At 39.7% G+C, this 15711-nt stretch carries 11 protein-coding genes and 15 tRNA genes; 2 read left to right on the top strand and 24 right to left on the bottom strand.

The features are described 5' to 3' along the window. Window positions 1-425: 425 nt before the first annotated feature. Window positions 426-1211, bottom strand: coding sequence for an SDR family NAD(P)-dependent oxidoreductase (locus tag EDD58_RS13305; protein ID WP_131926347.1), 786 nt, complete (start codon window positions 1209-1211; stop codon window positions 426-428). A 330-nt stretch (window positions 1212-1541) separates the two neighbouring features. Between EDD58_RS13305 and EDD58_RS13300 the strand changes: the two genes are divergently transcribed. Next, window positions 1542-2228, top strand: a complete 687-nt coding sequence (locus EDD58_RS13300; RefSeq protein ID WP_243648743.1) for a DUF421 domain-containing protein — start codon at window positions 1542-1544, stop codon at window positions 2226-2228. 62 nt (window positions 2229-2290) lie between these two features. On the opposite strand, the gene EDD58_RS13295 is transcribed toward EDD58_RS13300, so the two are convergent. The 16 genes from EDD58_RS13295 to EDD58_RS13220 all read right to left on the bottom strand — a co-directional run bounded on the left by EDD58_RS13295 (window position 2291) and on the right by EDD58_RS13220 (window position 5381). Continuing rightward, a tRNA-Gly gene (locus tag EDD58_RS13295) sits at window positions 2291-2365 on the bottom strand. 10 nt (window positions 2366-2375) lie between these two features. Beyond that, window positions 2376-2451, bottom strand: a tRNA-His gene (locus EDD58_RS13290). Window positions 2452-2461: 10 nt separating this feature from the next. Further along, a tRNA-Asp gene (locus tag EDD58_RS13285) sits at window positions 2462-2538 on the bottom strand. A 3-nt stretch (window positions 2539-2541) separates the two neighbouring features. Continuing rightward, window positions 2542-2617 (bottom strand) — tRNA-Val (locus EDD58_RS13280). A gap of 17 nt (window positions 2618-2634) precedes the next feature. Continuing rightward, window positions 2635-2711: transfer RNA gene (locus EDD58_RS13275), tRNA-Glu, on the bottom strand. A 4-nt stretch (window positions 2712-2715) separates the two neighbouring features. Next, window positions 2716-2791, bottom strand: a tRNA-Thr gene (locus EDD58_RS13270). A gap of 1 nt (window position 2792) precedes the next feature. Next, a tRNA-Asn gene (locus EDD58_RS13265) sits at window positions 2793-2867 on the bottom strand. A gap of 4 nt (window positions 2868-2871) precedes the next feature. Then, window positions 2872-2945, bottom strand: a tRNA-Gly gene (locus EDD58_RS13260). Window positions 2946-2950: 5 nt separating this feature from the next. Continuing rightward, window positions 2951-3037 (bottom strand) — tRNA-Leu (locus tag EDD58_RS13255). Window positions 3038-3063: 26 nt separating this feature from the next. Then, a tRNA-Leu gene (locus tag EDD58_RS13250) sits at window positions 3064-3147 on the bottom strand. A gap of 12 nt (window positions 3148-3159) precedes the next feature. Then, a tRNA-Lys gene (locus EDD58_RS13245) sits at window positions 3160-3235 on the bottom strand. Between the two features lie 11 nt (window positions 3236-3246). Next, window positions 3247-3321, bottom strand: a tRNA-Gln gene (locus tag EDD58_RS13240). Between the two features lie 17 nt (window positions 3322-3338). Then, window positions 3339-3423, bottom strand: a tRNA-Tyr gene (locus EDD58_RS13235). 6 nt (window positions 3424-3429) lie between these two features. Next, a tRNA-Ala gene (locus EDD58_RS13230) sits at window positions 3430-3505 on the bottom strand. Window positions 3506-3516: 11 nt separating this feature from the next. Beyond that, window positions 3517-3593: transfer RNA gene (locus tag EDD58_RS13225), tRNA-Ile, on the bottom strand. A 153-nt stretch (window positions 3594-3746) separates the two neighbouring features. After that, window positions 3747-5381: an SLC13 family permease gene (locus tag EDD58_RS13220; protein ID WP_131926344.1), complete on the bottom strand. Its 1635-nt coding sequence runs from the start codon at window positions 5379-5381 to the stop codon at window positions 3747-3749. A gap of 612 nt (window positions 5382-5993) precedes the next feature. Here EDD58_RS13220 and EDD58_RS13215 point away from each other — a divergent pair. After that, a complete protein-coding gene (locus tag EDD58_RS13215; RefSeq protein WP_131926342.1) occupies window positions 5994-7580 on the top strand; it encodes a long-chain-fatty-acid--CoA ligase in 1587 nt (528 codons plus the stop codon). 476 nt (window positions 7581-8056) lie between these two features. Here EDD58_RS13215 and EDD58_RS13210 read toward each other — a convergent pair whose 3' ends face one another. The 7 genes from EDD58_RS13210 to pyrH all read right to left on the bottom strand — a co-directional run bounded on the left by EDD58_RS13210 (window position 8057) and on the right by pyrH (window position 15682). Next, the gene (locus tag EDD58_RS13210) at window positions 8057-9757 is read right to left on the bottom strand and encodes a proline--tRNA ligase (RefSeq protein ID WP_131926340.1); all 1701 of its coding nucleotides are present in this window, start codon (window positions 9755-9757) and stop codon (window positions 8057-8059) included. 330 nt (window positions 9758-10087) lie between these two features. Next, window positions 10088-11350, bottom strand: coding sequence for an RIP metalloprotease RseP (rseP, locus tag EDD58_RS13205; RefSeq protein ID WP_131926338.1), 1263 nt, complete (start codon window positions 11348-11350; stop codon window positions 10088-10090). 101 nt (window positions 11351-11451) lie between these two features. Next, window positions 11452-12612, bottom strand: coding sequence for a 1-deoxy-D-xylulose-5-phosphate reductoisomerase (locus tag EDD58_RS13200; RefSeq protein WP_131926336.1), 1161 nt, complete (start codon window positions 12610-12612; stop codon window positions 11452-11454). Between the two features lie 14 nt (window positions 12613-12626). Then, window positions 12627-13427: a phosphatidate cytidylyltransferase gene (locus EDD58_RS13195; RefSeq protein WP_131926334.1), complete on the bottom strand. Its 801-nt coding sequence runs from the start codon at window positions 13425-13427 to the stop codon at window positions 12627-12629. Window positions 13428-13447: 20 nt separating this feature from the next. Then, the gene (locus EDD58_RS13190; RefSeq protein ID WP_131926332.1) at window positions 13448-14230 is read right to left on the bottom strand and encodes an isoprenyl transferase; all 783 of its coding nucleotides are present in this window, start codon (window positions 14228-14230) and stop codon (window positions 13448-13450) included. A gap of 169 nt (window positions 14231-14399) precedes the next feature. Then, window positions 14400-14957 carry a ribosome recycling factor gene (frr, locus tag EDD58_RS13185; protein ID WP_131926330.1) on the bottom strand — a complete coding sequence of 186 codons (558 nt, stop codon included), beginning with the start codon at window positions 14955-14957 and terminating at the stop codon, window positions 14400-14402. Further along, complete coding sequence (gene pyrH, locus EDD58_RS13180) at window positions 14957-15682, bottom strand: UMP kinase (RefSeq protein WP_131926328.1); 726 nt, start codon at window positions 15680-15682, stop codon at window positions 14957-14959. The genes frr and pyrH overlap by 1 nt, the downstream gene beginning before the upstream one ends. Window positions 15683-15711: the final 29 nt, after the last annotated feature.

Genomic DNA, 15711 nt, shown 5'->3' with positions numbered 1-15711 from the left:
AACTTCTTCCGGTGAATGCAACATGACATCTAGACTAGATATCGTGTTCTTCCATATTCACATTTTCAAGGTGCAATCTTCATCTCGTCGCATCTTGCGGCGACAAATAACAATATATCATGTATAAATAAAATGATCAAGAGGGAAATATAAGATATTATGATTCAACTTGGTAACCTATTCAACTTTACAAACAAAAACATATTTTATGTCCTAAATATGAGATCACTCATAGACACAAATCATTTTACGGTAGGAAAATCATTCCTACCGTAAAACAGTCAACATTTGAGTCATATCGATTTGTTTTCATCTAGTTTATATCTTCAACCATTTTATAGAAAAAACAACTATATCATTTTCTTTTACTGATATATCTTAACTTCTCATACAAGGATCATAGATCATCGATCCATTTAGAAATATCAAAGAAGAACTCCCTTTTTAATTTTATTAGCAGCATATGCATTCATAAACTTTTTTGGCAAAACAAATCTGACTAAAAAAGCGAAAAGCTTATTTTGGAATCCATCAATCACTTGATCCTTTCCGCTTTCCAAGGCAGCTAAAGCCGTTTCAACTACTTGTTCTCCAGTTCGTAAGTTAGTAGGAAATGTATTTTCCGCGATCGATGCTCGTTCAAAAAAAGCACTCGTCGTAGGACCTGGACATAAAGCTAACGTTTTGATCCCTTTGTCTTGATACTCTTTTGAAATCGCTTGTGAAAAAGAGAGTAAAAAAGCTTTCGATGCTCCATATGTAGACATAAATGGCATGGGTGTTAATGCACCAAGGGAAGAAACATTGATAATCCTCCCTTCTCCTTTAGAGACCATATCGGGTAGATAGGCATGAGCTAGTTCAACAGGAGTAACTACATTAAGCATTAGTTGCTGGTGTAATTGCTGTGAATAAAAAGTATGTAGCTCTCCACTTAACCCTATTCCTGCGTTATTGATTAGCAGATCTATATGTATACCCAACTCTCGAGTTCGTCGATAAATTTTACCTGCAATCCCACTTGCACCTAAATCTTCTACAATTAAAGTCACCTTGACTCCATCATTTTCTTGAAACTCCTCAGCTAAATCTCGTAATTTCCCTTCCGAACGAGCAACAAGAACTAAATCCCACCCTTCAGAGGCCAATTTTCTTGCGAAACATTCTCCAATACCTCCAGATGCTCCTGTAACCAATGCTGTTTTGGACATTTGCTCTCCCCCAACAAAAAATAGTCCTATAAAAGTTAAAATGGATTCAAATAAACGAATAATTCCATCTTTAACAAATGAATGGAATTAATTAAAAACTAGTCAAAAGATTTGACCTTTCAAAGCTCTCTATCAATCATCACAATTATAATAAATATTTTCATTGTATACTTCCCTTTTTTCCTAGCATTAACACTTTACTTTGAATAACTGATTCATCACATGGATTCCAATATCCACTTTTATCTAAGACTCAAAAGCTTAATAGGTCTTCAATTGTATAATTTAATCACTTCAACAAATCCTATATCTAAGAAGGAGAGTGTGACGGTGAATTTGTTAGATATTCTAGCACGTACTACTACTTCATTTGTCGTCCTGCTAATCTTGACTCGATTACTCGGAAAGAAACAACTTAGTCAACTAACTTATTTTAACTATACTACAGGAATTACAATTGGTTCGATCGCAGCAATTATGGCTATGGATCGGAGTAGACCGTTAAGCGATGGTTTAACAAGTTTGGTTTTCTGGTCACTTCTCACCTTACTTGTAGGATGGATTAGTTTAAAATCAGCAAAATTACGAATTTTATTTGATGGTGAGCCAACAATCGTTATCAAAAAGGGGGAAATTTTAGAAAAGTCCTTATCCAAACTCCAATTAAGTATGGATGATTTAAGCATGCTTCTTCGTAATCAAAAAATATTCTCTATCAATGAAATTGACTATGCAATCTTAGAGCCCAACGGAGTGCTATCTGTATTAAAAAAAGTCAATCATCAAACTGCATCCAAACAAGATGTCCACACCGTCATTTCCAAACCAAAGTATATCCCAAGCGAAATCATCGTCGATGGAAAAATTATAATGAAAAATTTAAACGAATTGAACTTAACTCCTGAATGGCTAAACAATCAATTAACTCAAACAGGGATCAAGCAAGAAGATATCTTTTATGCGGAGATCCAAAGCGATGGTTCATTATTCATTGATAAAAATGAAAGTAATAACTAAACTAAATGGTCATGGTTCAACAAAAAAAGACTTATGGAAATGATCCACAAGTCTTTACGTGTTGGAGCGGAAGACGGGATTCGAACCCGCGACCCTCGCCTTGGCAAGGCGATGCTCTACCCCTGAGCCACTTCCGCAAATATATAATGGGGCGATCGATGGGAATCGAACCCACGAATGCTGGAGCCACAATCCAGTGCGTTAACCACTTCGCCACGACCGCCATAAATAAGTGGCGGAGCTGACGGGATTCGAACCCGCGATCTCCTGCGTGACAGGCAGGCATGTTAGGCCTCTACACCACAGCTCCACATGGTGGACGGTGACGGGATCGAACCGCCGACCCTCTGCTTGTAAGGCAGATGCTCTCCCAGCTGAGCTAACCGTCCAATTCTTTAAAAGTCAATGGTGACCCGTAGGGGATTCGAACCCCTGCATGCCAGCGTGAAAGGCTGGTGTGTTAAACCGCTTCACCAACGGGCCATGCTGGAGCTTCCTACCAGGCTCGAACTGGTGACCTCTTCCTTACCATGGAAGCGCTCTGCCAACTGAGCTAAGGAAGCATGGCTCCTCAGGCAGGACTCGAACCTGCAACCTACCGGTTAACAGCCGGGCGCTCTACCATTGAGCTACTGAGGAATATTGGAGCGGGTGAAGGGAATCGAACCCTCGCAAACGGCTTGGAAGGCCGATGTTCTACCACTGAACTACACCCGCATCATTGGTGCGGTCGGCGAGACTCGAACTCGCATGGTCATAAGACCACTACCCCCTCAAGATAGCGTGTCTGCCAGTTCCACCACGACCGCATTAAAATGAATATATAGTAGATTCTTGGTGCGGGTGGAGGGACTTGAACCCCCACGCCTGAGGCGCTAGAACCTAAATCTAGTGCGTCTGCCAATTCCGCCACACCCGCAAGTGATCATTATGGTGAGCCATGAAGGACTCGAACCTTCGACCCTCTGATTAAAAGTCAGATGCTCTACCAACTGAGCTAATGGCTCATAAAATAAAATGGCTGGGGAGGTAGGGATCGAACCTACGCATGACGGAGTCAAAGTCCGTTGCCTTACCGCTTGGCTACTCCCCAATCTTTATAAGAGTAAGTGGTGGAGGGAGTAGGATTCGAACCTACGAAGGCGAAGCCAGCGGATTTACAGTCCGCCCCATTTGGCCACTTTGGTATCCCTCCATATATTGGTGGAGCTAAGCGGGATCGAACCGCTGACCTCCTGCTTGCAAGGCAGGCGCTCTCCCAGCTGAGCTATAGCCCCATCTTATACTCTGGTGGGCCTAGGCTGACTCGAACAGCCGACCTCACGCTTATCAGGCGTGCGCTCTAACCAACTGAGCTATAGGCCCTTAAGAAATCAAGTTGCTCACAAGTCAATACTTTACCATGGATTATGTAATAAAGCAATACCTTTTTTACAAATAAATATTTTATGATCCATTCACATAATAAAAGCCAACCACGATGGAGGTGGTTGGCGGAAAAACTTGCGAAAGATTCTTCTATTTCATTGGAGCCTGAAGATCAATTCCCCATGCCATTGGCAAGATGAAGTAAATAGCAGCAACAATAACTAAAATAGAGATGATATTTAACCAGAAACCAGCTTTAACCATGTCACCGATCTTTATATACCCTGAACCAAACACAACTGCATTCGGCGGGGTGGCTACAGGCAACATAAATGCACAAGAAGCGGCAATTCCTGCACCTACCATAAATCCATATGGATGAACAGAAAGCGCAGCTGCAAAAGAAGCCATAATCGGGAACATCATAGTAGCTGTAGCTGTATTTGAGGTGATTTCTGTCAAGAAAATGACCAGTGCTACAACTACAACCAGAAGGAGTAAATAAGGAATTCCCTCTAGCGAAGTTAACTGTTCTCCAATCCACTTAGCTAATCCAGACTCTTTAAATCCAGCTGCAATTGCTAAACCTCCACCAAATAGTAGCAGAATTCCCCATGGAATATTTTTAGCAGTATCCCAATCGAGTAATCGAGTTCCTCGATGATTTGGTGCTGGAAGTATAAATAAAACAAGCGCTGCAATAATCGCGATCAATGTATCATCAATACCCTTGATCAAATCTTCTAACAAAAAGTCCCTCGTGATCCATGCTAAAGCCGTTAATGCGAAAATGGTTGCCACCATTTTTTCTTCAGTTGAAAAACCTCCCAATGATTGAAGTTCTTTTTTAATTACTTCACGACCTCCAGGGATCTCAACTGATTTCATTGGAAATGCAACTTTTACTAGATACAACCAAGTCAATGTAAGCAGTACAACAACAAGTGGAACACCAAACATCATCCAAGAAGCAAATGAAATCTCAACATTAAATAATTTAGATACTTGTGCCGCAAAGATAGCATTGGGAGGTGTTCCAATCAGTGTGCCTAATCCCCCAATGGAGGCTGAATAAGCAATCCCAAGCATTAATGATTTACCAAAAGGAAAATTCCCAGGAGTAATATCCACATTTCCATTGTTTTTCATCGTCTCAGCTAGCTGATAAATAATCGCTAACCCAATCGGGACCATCATTACCGCAGTAGCTGTGTTGGAAATCCACATAGATAAAAACCCTGTAGCAATCATACTTCCTAATACGATGCGGTCCGTCTTCGTACCAACCCACGAAATAACATTTAATGCGATCCGCTTATGTAGATTCCATCTTTCAAGTGTAAGAGCAATCATAAATCCACCCATAAATAAGAAAATCGTAGGATCTCCATAAGAAGCGGTCGCCTCTTTCACTTTTAAAGCACCTGTCAGAGGAAAAAGTATAATTGGTAATAAGGACGTAGCTGGAATTGGAATCGCTTCAGTAATCCACCAGGTCGCAATCCAAACGGTACAAGCCAATACAGCTTGAGCTTGTTCACTCATTCCAGGAAAAGAGCCAAAAAAATAGATTAGTATAAAAAGTAGTGGTCCAAGAAAAAGCCCTATTTTTTGATGTGGTTTAAAGCTTGGAGGCTTACTAGTATTTAAATCCACTTTCGTCTTGATTTGATCAGGTGAACCTGATGGGGTTACTCCTACACTAAAGCGGAGTAGATCTTTGGCTTGATGATGGAGTCCCCAAGCATAATTCCACCATCTACCTATTACATTTGATGTGCTCATAACTACCTCCTAATTTACGAAAACGTTTACAATGTATTTCTATAATAGTAGGTATAAACTATCATTTCAATACATTTATATAAATGGAAATTAATATTTATACTTGCATCCCCTCCTCTACCAGTTCCAACTACGTAAATACTCTTTAAATGATCGATGCCAAACTTACCCAATTGATATATATTTAAAAACTGTGTATGGCTATATGTTTTCTTCAAATAGAAAAATCACGCACACTTTTATACTATACATTCAGATTCCTTAATCATCTATAATTTAATTCCACTAAAAAAATCACCAGATCAAACTTTTAAAGTTCTATAAACTCCTAAATAGGCTGAAGGATCGATCACACCTAATTGAAAGCGAATTCAAAAACAATTAGCAACGCTCGATCTTTATTGATCATATTCATGTTATAAACTAAGATATCTCTACAAAGAACACATACAGAATCCATCACTTTCTCTAGGTTTTGTTATATAGCTCAGTTGTTCATATATCTGCCATGTATTATAACAATAAATCTTATTGTATATCAATCCTGTTTACTTTATGATAGAATAAATTAAAAATTTAACTAATTCCTATTCTATCTGAAGGGGTGTTACCATGAATGTACCTTTAATATTAACTCATTTTTTAGACAGAGCAGTTAAATTGTATGGTGATAAAAAAGCGATTGTAAACGAAGATCAAGTCTATACATACCAAGAGCTCAATGATCGTGTCAACCAATTGTCACACGCTTTAAAAGCCCTTGGAGTGACTAAAGGGGATCGGGTAGCCTATTTAGCTCCAAACACATTGGAAATGCTAGAAGGATTCTATGGAATCTTTCAACTAGGAGCAATTATGGTTCCATTAAATATTCGTTTGACTCCCCAAGACTATCTTTATATTTTAAATCATAGTGAAAGTAAAGTTTTATTTGTTGATGCAGAGCTGTATCATTTAATCGAACCCATCCGCAAGCAATTAACAACAGTTACAGAGATTATCATTCATTACGGCCAAAAAAATGAAAGCGGTTTAATTGCATACAATCCTTGGCTTCAATCTTTTCCTACGACTCCATTTAAACGGGAACAGTTATCCGAGGATGATGTTTGTAGCTTGTTATATACAAGTGGAACAACAGGTCAACCTAAAGGGGTCATGTTAACGCATCGTAATAATTATCTACATGCTTTATCATCACAACACCATTTACGTGTGACAGACCAAGATGTTTTATTACACATTCTTCCTATGTTTCATGTGAACGGTTGGGGCTCACCATTCTACTACACAGCAAACGGCGCAACCCAAGTGATGCTCCGTAAAGCAGATCCCACTCTCATCTTGGATAAAATGGTTAAACATGGGGTCACTGTCATGCATATGGCGCCTACTGTTTTAAATGCTATTCTAGTGAAACATCAAGAAATCAAACCTACGATTCCACAACAAGTCCGAGTAGTGATCGCTGGTTCTGCACCACCACAAGCCTTTATTACGCGAGTAGAAGAAGATTTGGGATGGGAATTTGTTCAAGTATATGGGATGACAGAGTCTTCCCCTCTTTCAACAATTTCCTATATCCGTTCCCATCATCAAGAAGAGCCCAAAGAATATCATTATCGAACCAAAGCAAAAGCTGGTATTCCCCTAATTGGTTGTGAAGTGAGGGTAGTGAATGACCTTGGTGAGGATGTTGCTTGTGATGGACAAGAAATCGGAGAATTGATTGTGCGTAGTAACGGCGTGATGAAAGGGTATTGGAAAAATGAAGAAGCTACTCGAACCACGATTATCAATGGATGGCTTCACACTGGTGATATGGCAGTGATGGATTCAAGAGGAAATATCGACATTGTAGATCGAAAAAAAGACATCATTATCAGTGGAGGAGAGAATATTTCTTCCATTGAGGTTGAAGGCGTTTTCTATGATCACCCTGATGTACTAGAAGCTGCAGTCATTGCTATGCCTCATGAAAAATGGGGTGAAACTCCTCATGCTATTATTGTTTCTCGTCCAGGTGCTGAATTGTCAGAAGAAGGAATGATTGCTTTCGCTCGACAAAAGCTAGCCCATTTCAAATGTCCTACTTCAATCACTTTTATGGATGAATTACCAAAAACAGCATCTGGAAAAATTCAAAAAGTACATCTTCGAAACCAGCTATGGGGAGACTCACAACGCAAAATCAACTAAGCATTCAAACAGGTATAGAATATCGATTTTCAACTTTGATTTAAGATACGATTCGATCCACGCTAAAAACCACTTCTTTAAACAAAGATAGTGGTTTTTAGCATATTCTCTGAAAACTAAAAAAGAGGATCATATGACCTATAATGTAAAAACAATATACTTATCCAAAAAACTATTTTAGATAAACCACTGCTCCTACAACGTTATTAAAACATCCATATAATTAGAATTACACAACTTACTCTCCAGTTCATCAAAGTGTCTATATTTATGATTATTAAATATTTTCTGAAGGAGTGGTCTTTATATGTTTTTTTCTACTGATGGTATTTATACTCCTATGTTGTCTCATCAGTTTAGTCTTTGTCATTAAACCTTTTTGGATCATTAAAGCTCGGAGTACTGCCATAAAAAAAACAATGACTTGTTACTCTCATATTGGGCAACAAGTCATTGCGTTATATCATTTATGCCGCTTATTTCAGCCAGTTAAGCAGTTCATTCGTTACTTCTTGTACACGTATTTCTTGGGTATCTCCAGTTTTCCGACACTTGATTTCAACGATGCCGTCGCCAACTTTTGCTCCAACGGTTACACGGACTGGAATCCCTAAGAGATCCGCATCTTTAAATTTGACACCCGCCCGTTCAGGACGATCATCAAATAATACTTCGAGCCTTGCTTTTTGTAATTCTTGGTATAGCTCTTCAGCTACTTTCGCTTGTTCTTCATTTTTCATATTTACTGCAATCAGATGAACGGTATAGGGTGCCACTTCCATAGGCCAAGTGATTCCATGCTCATCATGGTGTTGTTCCACGATTGAAGCCACGATTCTTGAAACTCCAATTCCGTAACATCCCATAATAAAAGGTTGCTCTTTGCCTTGTGGATCGAGAACATTCGCATTCATCGCTTCACTATAGCGTGTACCTAATTTAAATACATGCCCCACTTCAATTCCGCGCTGGAAATGAATCTTACCTCCACAACGAGGACAAGCATCTCCTTCAACAATCATTCGCAGATCGACTACTTGATCTACACTAAAATCACGTCCTACCTGCACATGCATGAGATGGGCATCTATCTCATTAGCACCCACTACAAAATCATTCAGTTCCATCACAGCTTGATCCGCAAGGATCTGTACTTTTTCTTTTAAACCAACAGGTCCTACAAATCCACTAGGCGCTCCTGTTACACGACGAACGGTTTCTTCATCAGCTAGTTCACAAACGCTAGCATCGAATAAATTTTTCACTTTCACATCATTCACTTCATGGTCACCACGAACCAATACAAGAACAGGAGTTCCATCCACGATAAAGAGGAGACTTTTCACTAACTGTTCAACAGGAACATTTAAGAATGCAGAAACTTCTTGAATCGTCCCTTTGGAAGGGGTTGATACTTTTTCTCTCTCTGGAGCAGGTTCTTTGTCTTGAACTTCTGCTTTCCCGACCACTTCAGCCATCTCTGTATTCGCTGCATAATCACATGAATCACACATGGCAATTAAATCTTCCCCTGCATCTGAGAAAGCCATAAATTCATGTGTTCCTTTCCCGCCAATGGCTCCTGAATCCGCTTCAACAGCACGGAAGTTAAGTCCACAGCGGGTAAAGATCTTGGTATAGGCATCATAAAAATCCTGATAGGTTTCATCCAAGGAGGTCCGATCAGCATGGAATGAATATGCATCTTTCATGATAAATTCTCGACCACGTAACAGACCAGAGCGAGGTCTTCGTTCATCCCGAAACTTGGTTTGAATCTGATAAAGAGACATGGGCAGTTTTTTATATGAATTAATTTCATCACGTAACAAATCTGTGATGACCTCTTCATGAGTAGGTCCTAATACAAAAGGACGCTCATGACGGTCTTTAAGCTTCACTAGCTCTGGTCCATAGTTGGCATAACGTCCTGTCTCTTCCCATAATTCGGATGGGTGAAGAGCAGGTAACAACAATTGTTGGGCACCAATGGCATCCATTTCTTCTCGTATAATCGTTTCTACTTTATGTAACACTCGATAGGCAAGCGGTAAGTAAGTGTAAACTCCTGCAGCGAGTTGGCGAATCATTCCAGCACGTAACATCAACTGATGGCTGATCATCTCAGCTTCTGAAACTGTACGTAACGTAGGAATTAGAGCATGTTTTTGGCGCATAATATTCCCTCATTTCTATCTTTCCATCATCGAGGAGCTTCTCGGTTTCTAATATAGTAACTTACATCGCTCCACGGCACAATCAACTTTATTAAAAAGTGTAGTTTACCCAAGCTTGTTCTTTACAGAAATCTTGTTAGATGAAATTCTACTCAAAATTAATGAGACTGATGCTGAACCAGTCCATGTAACTTCAATTAAAGTGAATAATCCTTAAGAGAAGCTATAAAACAAACCCAGTTCCCCACTAAAAGTAGGAGTACTGGGTTTGCCGTTAAAGCTCATTGAAGTTCAAACAATAGAAGATTACGTTCTTTTTCGGCAACCATTTTAAGTAAAGAAAACCTTTTTAATATCATTAAAAGTAACCACAAACATCAGCATCATCAGTAGTGCAAAACCAACAAAGTGAACCATACTCTCTTTATTAGGATTAACTGGACGTCCTCTAACTGCTTCCAAGCCAATAAAGACAAGGCGACTTCCATCTAAGGCAGGGATTGGCAAGAGATTGAAAATCCCTAAATTCAAACTGAGTAATGCAGTCCAATGAATTAGTGGGATAATTCCACCCTCAGCCGCTTTCCCAGTAATACTTCCCATCTGAACCGGTCCAGCTAAACTATTCATAGATAATTGTCCTGTTATCAGCTTACCAAATCCATCTAAAATCAAGACAGTCAGTTCATAGGTCTTCGTAAATCCGCTCGTGATCACTTCGAGGAATGATGCCTCACGTTTCATCTGGTCAACGCGAAATTCTGCACCAATGAGATAGATCTCGCCCTCTTTCTCAGGTGTCATCGTAAAGTTCTTTGTTTCGCCGCCTCTTTTTACGGTAATCTGTACCGGTTGTCCTTTGGATTCAAACAAGTTATAACGTAACTTCTCCGTGGTATGCACTTCATTACCATTAACAGCAACGATGATATCACCCTGCTGAATTCCAGCAACTTCAGCAGGCTTCCCTGGTTGAACTTTATTAACAGGTAATTGATACTCAACTCCAGTTACCCATGTAAAAATAGCAAACAGGATGATGGTTAAAACGATATTAAATAGAGGCCCTGCAAAAATCGTCATCGCTTTTTGTCCAACTGATTTTGAACCAAATTGACGATCCAAAGGGGCAATTTGCATCATAGACTTTTCACTGTGATGAACAAAAGCTTTGGGATCAATCTTATAACGAGCTTCTTGTTCATTTTGATCTTCAAGAACGATGTACAACTGATCTTCCAAATCGGTATCGATCACACGACCGACGAGTAATTCTTGTTCAATCTGAGGTGGTTCATATAGATAGATATGGTTCACATAACCATTCTCATTACGGGTTGCATAGACCAATTTCCCCGTTTGAATATCAATCACTTCTGGATCTTCTCCAGCCATTCGTACATAACCCCCAAGGGGTAGAGCACGAATCGAATAAAGAGTCTCTCCACTCATTTTCGAAAATACTTTGGGTCCAAAACCAATCGCAAATTCACGAACAAGAATGCCTGCACGCTTAGCAAATAAGAAGTGTCCAAGTTCATGAATGAAAACTAATAGACTGAGAACGAGGATAAAAACCAAAACTGTTTGCATGAAAGGTTCACCACCTCGATTAGGTCAAAACATATCTTTCTCATGAAGACGTGTTGATTCTGGCATGATTAATATGGCTAGATCAACACGTCTGACTCCCGTTAGAGCGAAATACTTAATTGCACGTTTCTAGCAAAATTTCTAGCCCATTGATCCGCCTCTTCAATTGCCTCGAGTGTAGGATCTTTAACTGGGTCATGAGCCTCAAGAGCACGCTCAACCGTTTCTTCAATCGCCAAAAATGGAAGTTCATGATTTAAGAAACGCTCAACTGCAATTTCATTAGCCGCATTGAGTACTGTGGTCATGGTACCACCTATTCTCCCAGCATCATAAGCCATTTTTAAACAAGGGAAGCGTTCCAGATCAGGGGCACGAAAATCGAGACGTGACAAAGTGATCAGGTCTAATCTCTGGGTTTGCAAAGGATAGCGATGTGGGTATGTAAGTGCATATTGAATAGGAACTTTCATATCTGGAGTACCTAATTGTGCCATCACAGCTCCATCGTTAAACTCTATCATCGAATGAATGATACTCTGAGGATGAACCATCACATCGATATAATCATAGCTTAACCCAAACAACCAGTGTGCTTCAATCACTTCTAACCCTTTATTCATCAAAGTAGCTGAGTCAATCGTTACTTTTGCCCCCATCGACCAATTGGGATGTTTTAAAGCCTTTTCTACAGTGGCTTCTTTTAACTGTTCACGTGTCCAATCTCGGAAAGAACCCCCAGAAGCAGTAACGATCAACCGTTCAATATCTACTTTTCTTTCTCCATGTAAACATTGAAATATTGCCGAATGCTCACTATCAATCGGTAACAACGGAACATTTGCTTCACGTGCAGCTTGAGTAACCAAATGACCAGCGGTGACCAACGTTTCTTTGTTAGCTATCCCGATTTTTTTACCTGCTTGGATCGCCGCTAATGTAGGGGGGAGTCCTCGACTTCCTACTAAAGAAGAGACCACATAAGTAGCTTCTGGCTGTGTAGCGATTTCCAACAATGCCTCTTCTCCCCAGATCACTTTTGTCTGATCTCCTACTTCCAATTGTACCTTTTCCGCCGCTTCTTGTGTTGCCATGGATACAATTTTAGGATGAAATTCGTGCACTTGTTTTACCATCTCGGACACATTCGTACCTGCTGCTAAGGCAATCACTTCAAAGAGATCACGATGTTGTCTAATCACTTCAAGCGTGCTTGTGCCAATCGAACCTGTTGAGCCCAAGATCACAACTCGCTCTAGCATAACTTCTCCTCCAGTTAGATGATGTTTGCTATGTGTAGAACAATAAAGGAGAACAACAGACTATCAAAACGGTCCAACACTCCACCATGTCCAGGTAATAAAGAGCCTGAATCTTTAATGCCCATTGTTCTTTTCCATGCCGACTCGATGAGATCTCCCATTTGACCTGCAATACTGATCATTAAGCCTGTGATCATCGCAGTAAATAAACCACCAAGTTCAGGGATAATCATAAACATGAATATACTGATCAAAATCCCTGATACAATCCCAGCGATACTACCTTCCATCGTTTTATTTGGACTAATCTGTGGCCATAGCTTCTTCTTTCCCCATTTACGTCCAATAAAGTAAGCTCCAGAGTCACTTGACCATGTAATAAAAATAACTAACAAAGAGATCACGAAGCCATTGGGTTTCCAAACCATCTGCATCATATAAGAAAAGCCAATTCCGATATAAACAGCTCCTACAAATAAAAAAGCCATTTGATGAATATCGAAATGATTTCGACTCAACACAATGAAGATAAGATATAAAACGAGTCCAATAATCACTGGGTCTGGCATCTGTTGGAATCTTTCTAAAAACCCAGTCTCTTGTTGTGCTAACCCATGGAGAAAGATCAAACCAATAGTGAGCAGCCCCAACAAAACTTGTGGTTTTTTCCAAGAGATTTGTTTCATTTGGGCAAATTCAATAAAACCAATTAATGCGCTCAAAAAGAGTAGGCTTGTATACCACCAGCTCCCCAACCAGAGCAACAACAGAAAACCTGAAGCTCCAATGACTCCCGTTATAATTCTTTGTTTCATTTTTTATTCTCCTGCCTCTGTCATACCGCTCCATAACGACGTGAACGACGTTGAAAATCTTCAATCGCAAGATAAAACATTTCGGGAGTAAAGTCTGGCCATAGTGCATCTGTAAACCATAGTTCACTATATGCAAGTTGCCAGAGTAAAAAGTTACTAACACGAATTTCTCCACTTGTGCGGATCACTAAATCAGGATCAGGAAGTCCACGAGTTAATAAATGTTGGCTGACGATTTCTTCATTGATATTGTCTTTATCAATATTGCCTTTTTGCACCTCATCTATAATCTCTTTAAAAGCAAGAATAATTTCATCACGAGAACCATAATTAATCGCAAAATTAAGGATAAGACCGGTATTTTGTTTCGTTTTTTCTTCAAATTCGAGCAAAGCAGCCTGTGTTTTGGATGGTGTTTTACTTTTTTCACCAATCATTTGTACTTTGACGTTTCTGTCAATCAACTCTTTTAAGTCTGTTTTCAAAAATTCAATGGGTAACTTCATAAGGTAATCGACTTCTTCTTGAGGTCGTTTCCAATTTTCAGTAGAGAAAGAATAGAAAGTTAATACTTTTACTCCCAATTCATCCGCAGCGCGAATCGCTTCCCGAACACGTTTCATTCCGGCCGCATGCCCTGCTGTTCGCGGAAGCCCTCTTTTTTTAGCCCAACGTCCATTACCATCTGTGATGATTGCAATATGTTGAGGTAATGATGACTTTTTAATCGTTGCAAGAAGCTCTTCCTTACTGCGATTTGGCTTTTTTTCATTTCCTACGAACCGCTTAATTGACTCAAGCATGAATCATTCCTCCGAACCAAGACTTTTTCCACAGAATCACATCTGTATATCAGATTCGTACCCTAGATCCGTAATCTTTCACAACATCAATTTTGAACGCTTCAAAATAACACCCAAAATTAGCCAGAAAACCCCCTCACACTGAAGGGGTTCTCACCCAAAAATCCTATTAAATTTCCATAATTTCTTTTTCTTTCGCAACCACAATTTGATCAGTTTCTTTAATAAAACGATCTGTCAATTTTTGGATCTCCTCTTGGCTACGACGAGACGCATCCTCAGGCACTTCACCATTTTTTTCAAGTTTTTTCACGTCATCATTGGCATCACGACGAATATTACGGATGGCCACTTTTGCTTCTTCACCCGTTTTACGAACGAGCTTCACTAATTCATTTCGGCGCTCTTCAGTAAGTACTGGGATCGAGATTCGGATCACATTACCATCATTGTTAGGGTTTAAACCGAGTTCAGACTTTGAAATAGCTCGTTCAATTTCAGATAATGCCGATTTATCCCAGGGTTGAATTAATAGGGTGCGTGGGTCTGGAGTCGATATGTTTGCCATTTGGTTGATGGGCATTTCACTACCATAATACTCAACAACTACCTTATCTAGAATAGCGGGATTTGCTCGACCTGCCCGAAGTGTGAGTAAATCTCTTTTCAGCACTTGGATTGCTTTATCCATTTTCTCTTGTGCCTGGTTTTTAATTTGATTTACCATCAATTGCTCCCCCTTACTACCGTTCCGATGTGCTCTCCTAAAACGACTCTTCTGATATTACCTTTTTCAGAGATATTAAAGACAATCAATGGAATATGGTTATCCATACATAATGATGAAGCAGTGGAGTCCATCACACGAAGTCCTTTATTTAAAATCTCCAAATAAGTGAGAGTCTCGTATTTAGTTGCATTTTCATCCTTACTCGGATCAGCTGTATAGACACCATCTACATTATTTTTAGCCATTAAAATTACATCTGCTTCAATCTCAGCAGCACGTAGAGCAGCAGTTGTATCCGTAGAGAAAAATGGATTTCCATTACCTGCTGCAAAAATAACTACACGCCCTTTTTCAAGATGACGAATGGCTTTACGACGGATATAGGGTTCCGCCACTTGCCTCATCTCGATGGAGGTTTGTACTCGGGTCGGAACGTTCATGTGCTCCAAAGCATCTTGTAAGGCTAGGGAGTTCATCACAGTGGCCAACATCCCCATGTAATCAGCAGTAGCACGGTCTATTCCACGATCAGAACCTGAAATACCACGCCAGATGTTACCTCCCCCAACTACAACTGCTACTTCAACACCCAGTTCTACAATTTCTTTTATTTGTTTTGCAAAAGAAGTGATTACATTTGAATCAATTCCATAACCAATATCACCAGCTAGAGCTTCACCACTTAATTTTAGTACAACACGTTTATATTTGGGAGTACTCATCAGCGTCCTCCATTCTATCCATTGATTCT

The sequence above is a fragment of the Hazenella coriacea genome (genome assembly GCF_004341825.1).
Taxonomy (GTDB): Bacteria; Bacillota; Bacilli; order Thermoactinomycetales; family Thermoactinomycetaceae; genus Hazenella; species Hazenella coriacea.
This window is presented reverse-complemented; position numbering and strand designations above follow the sequence as displayed.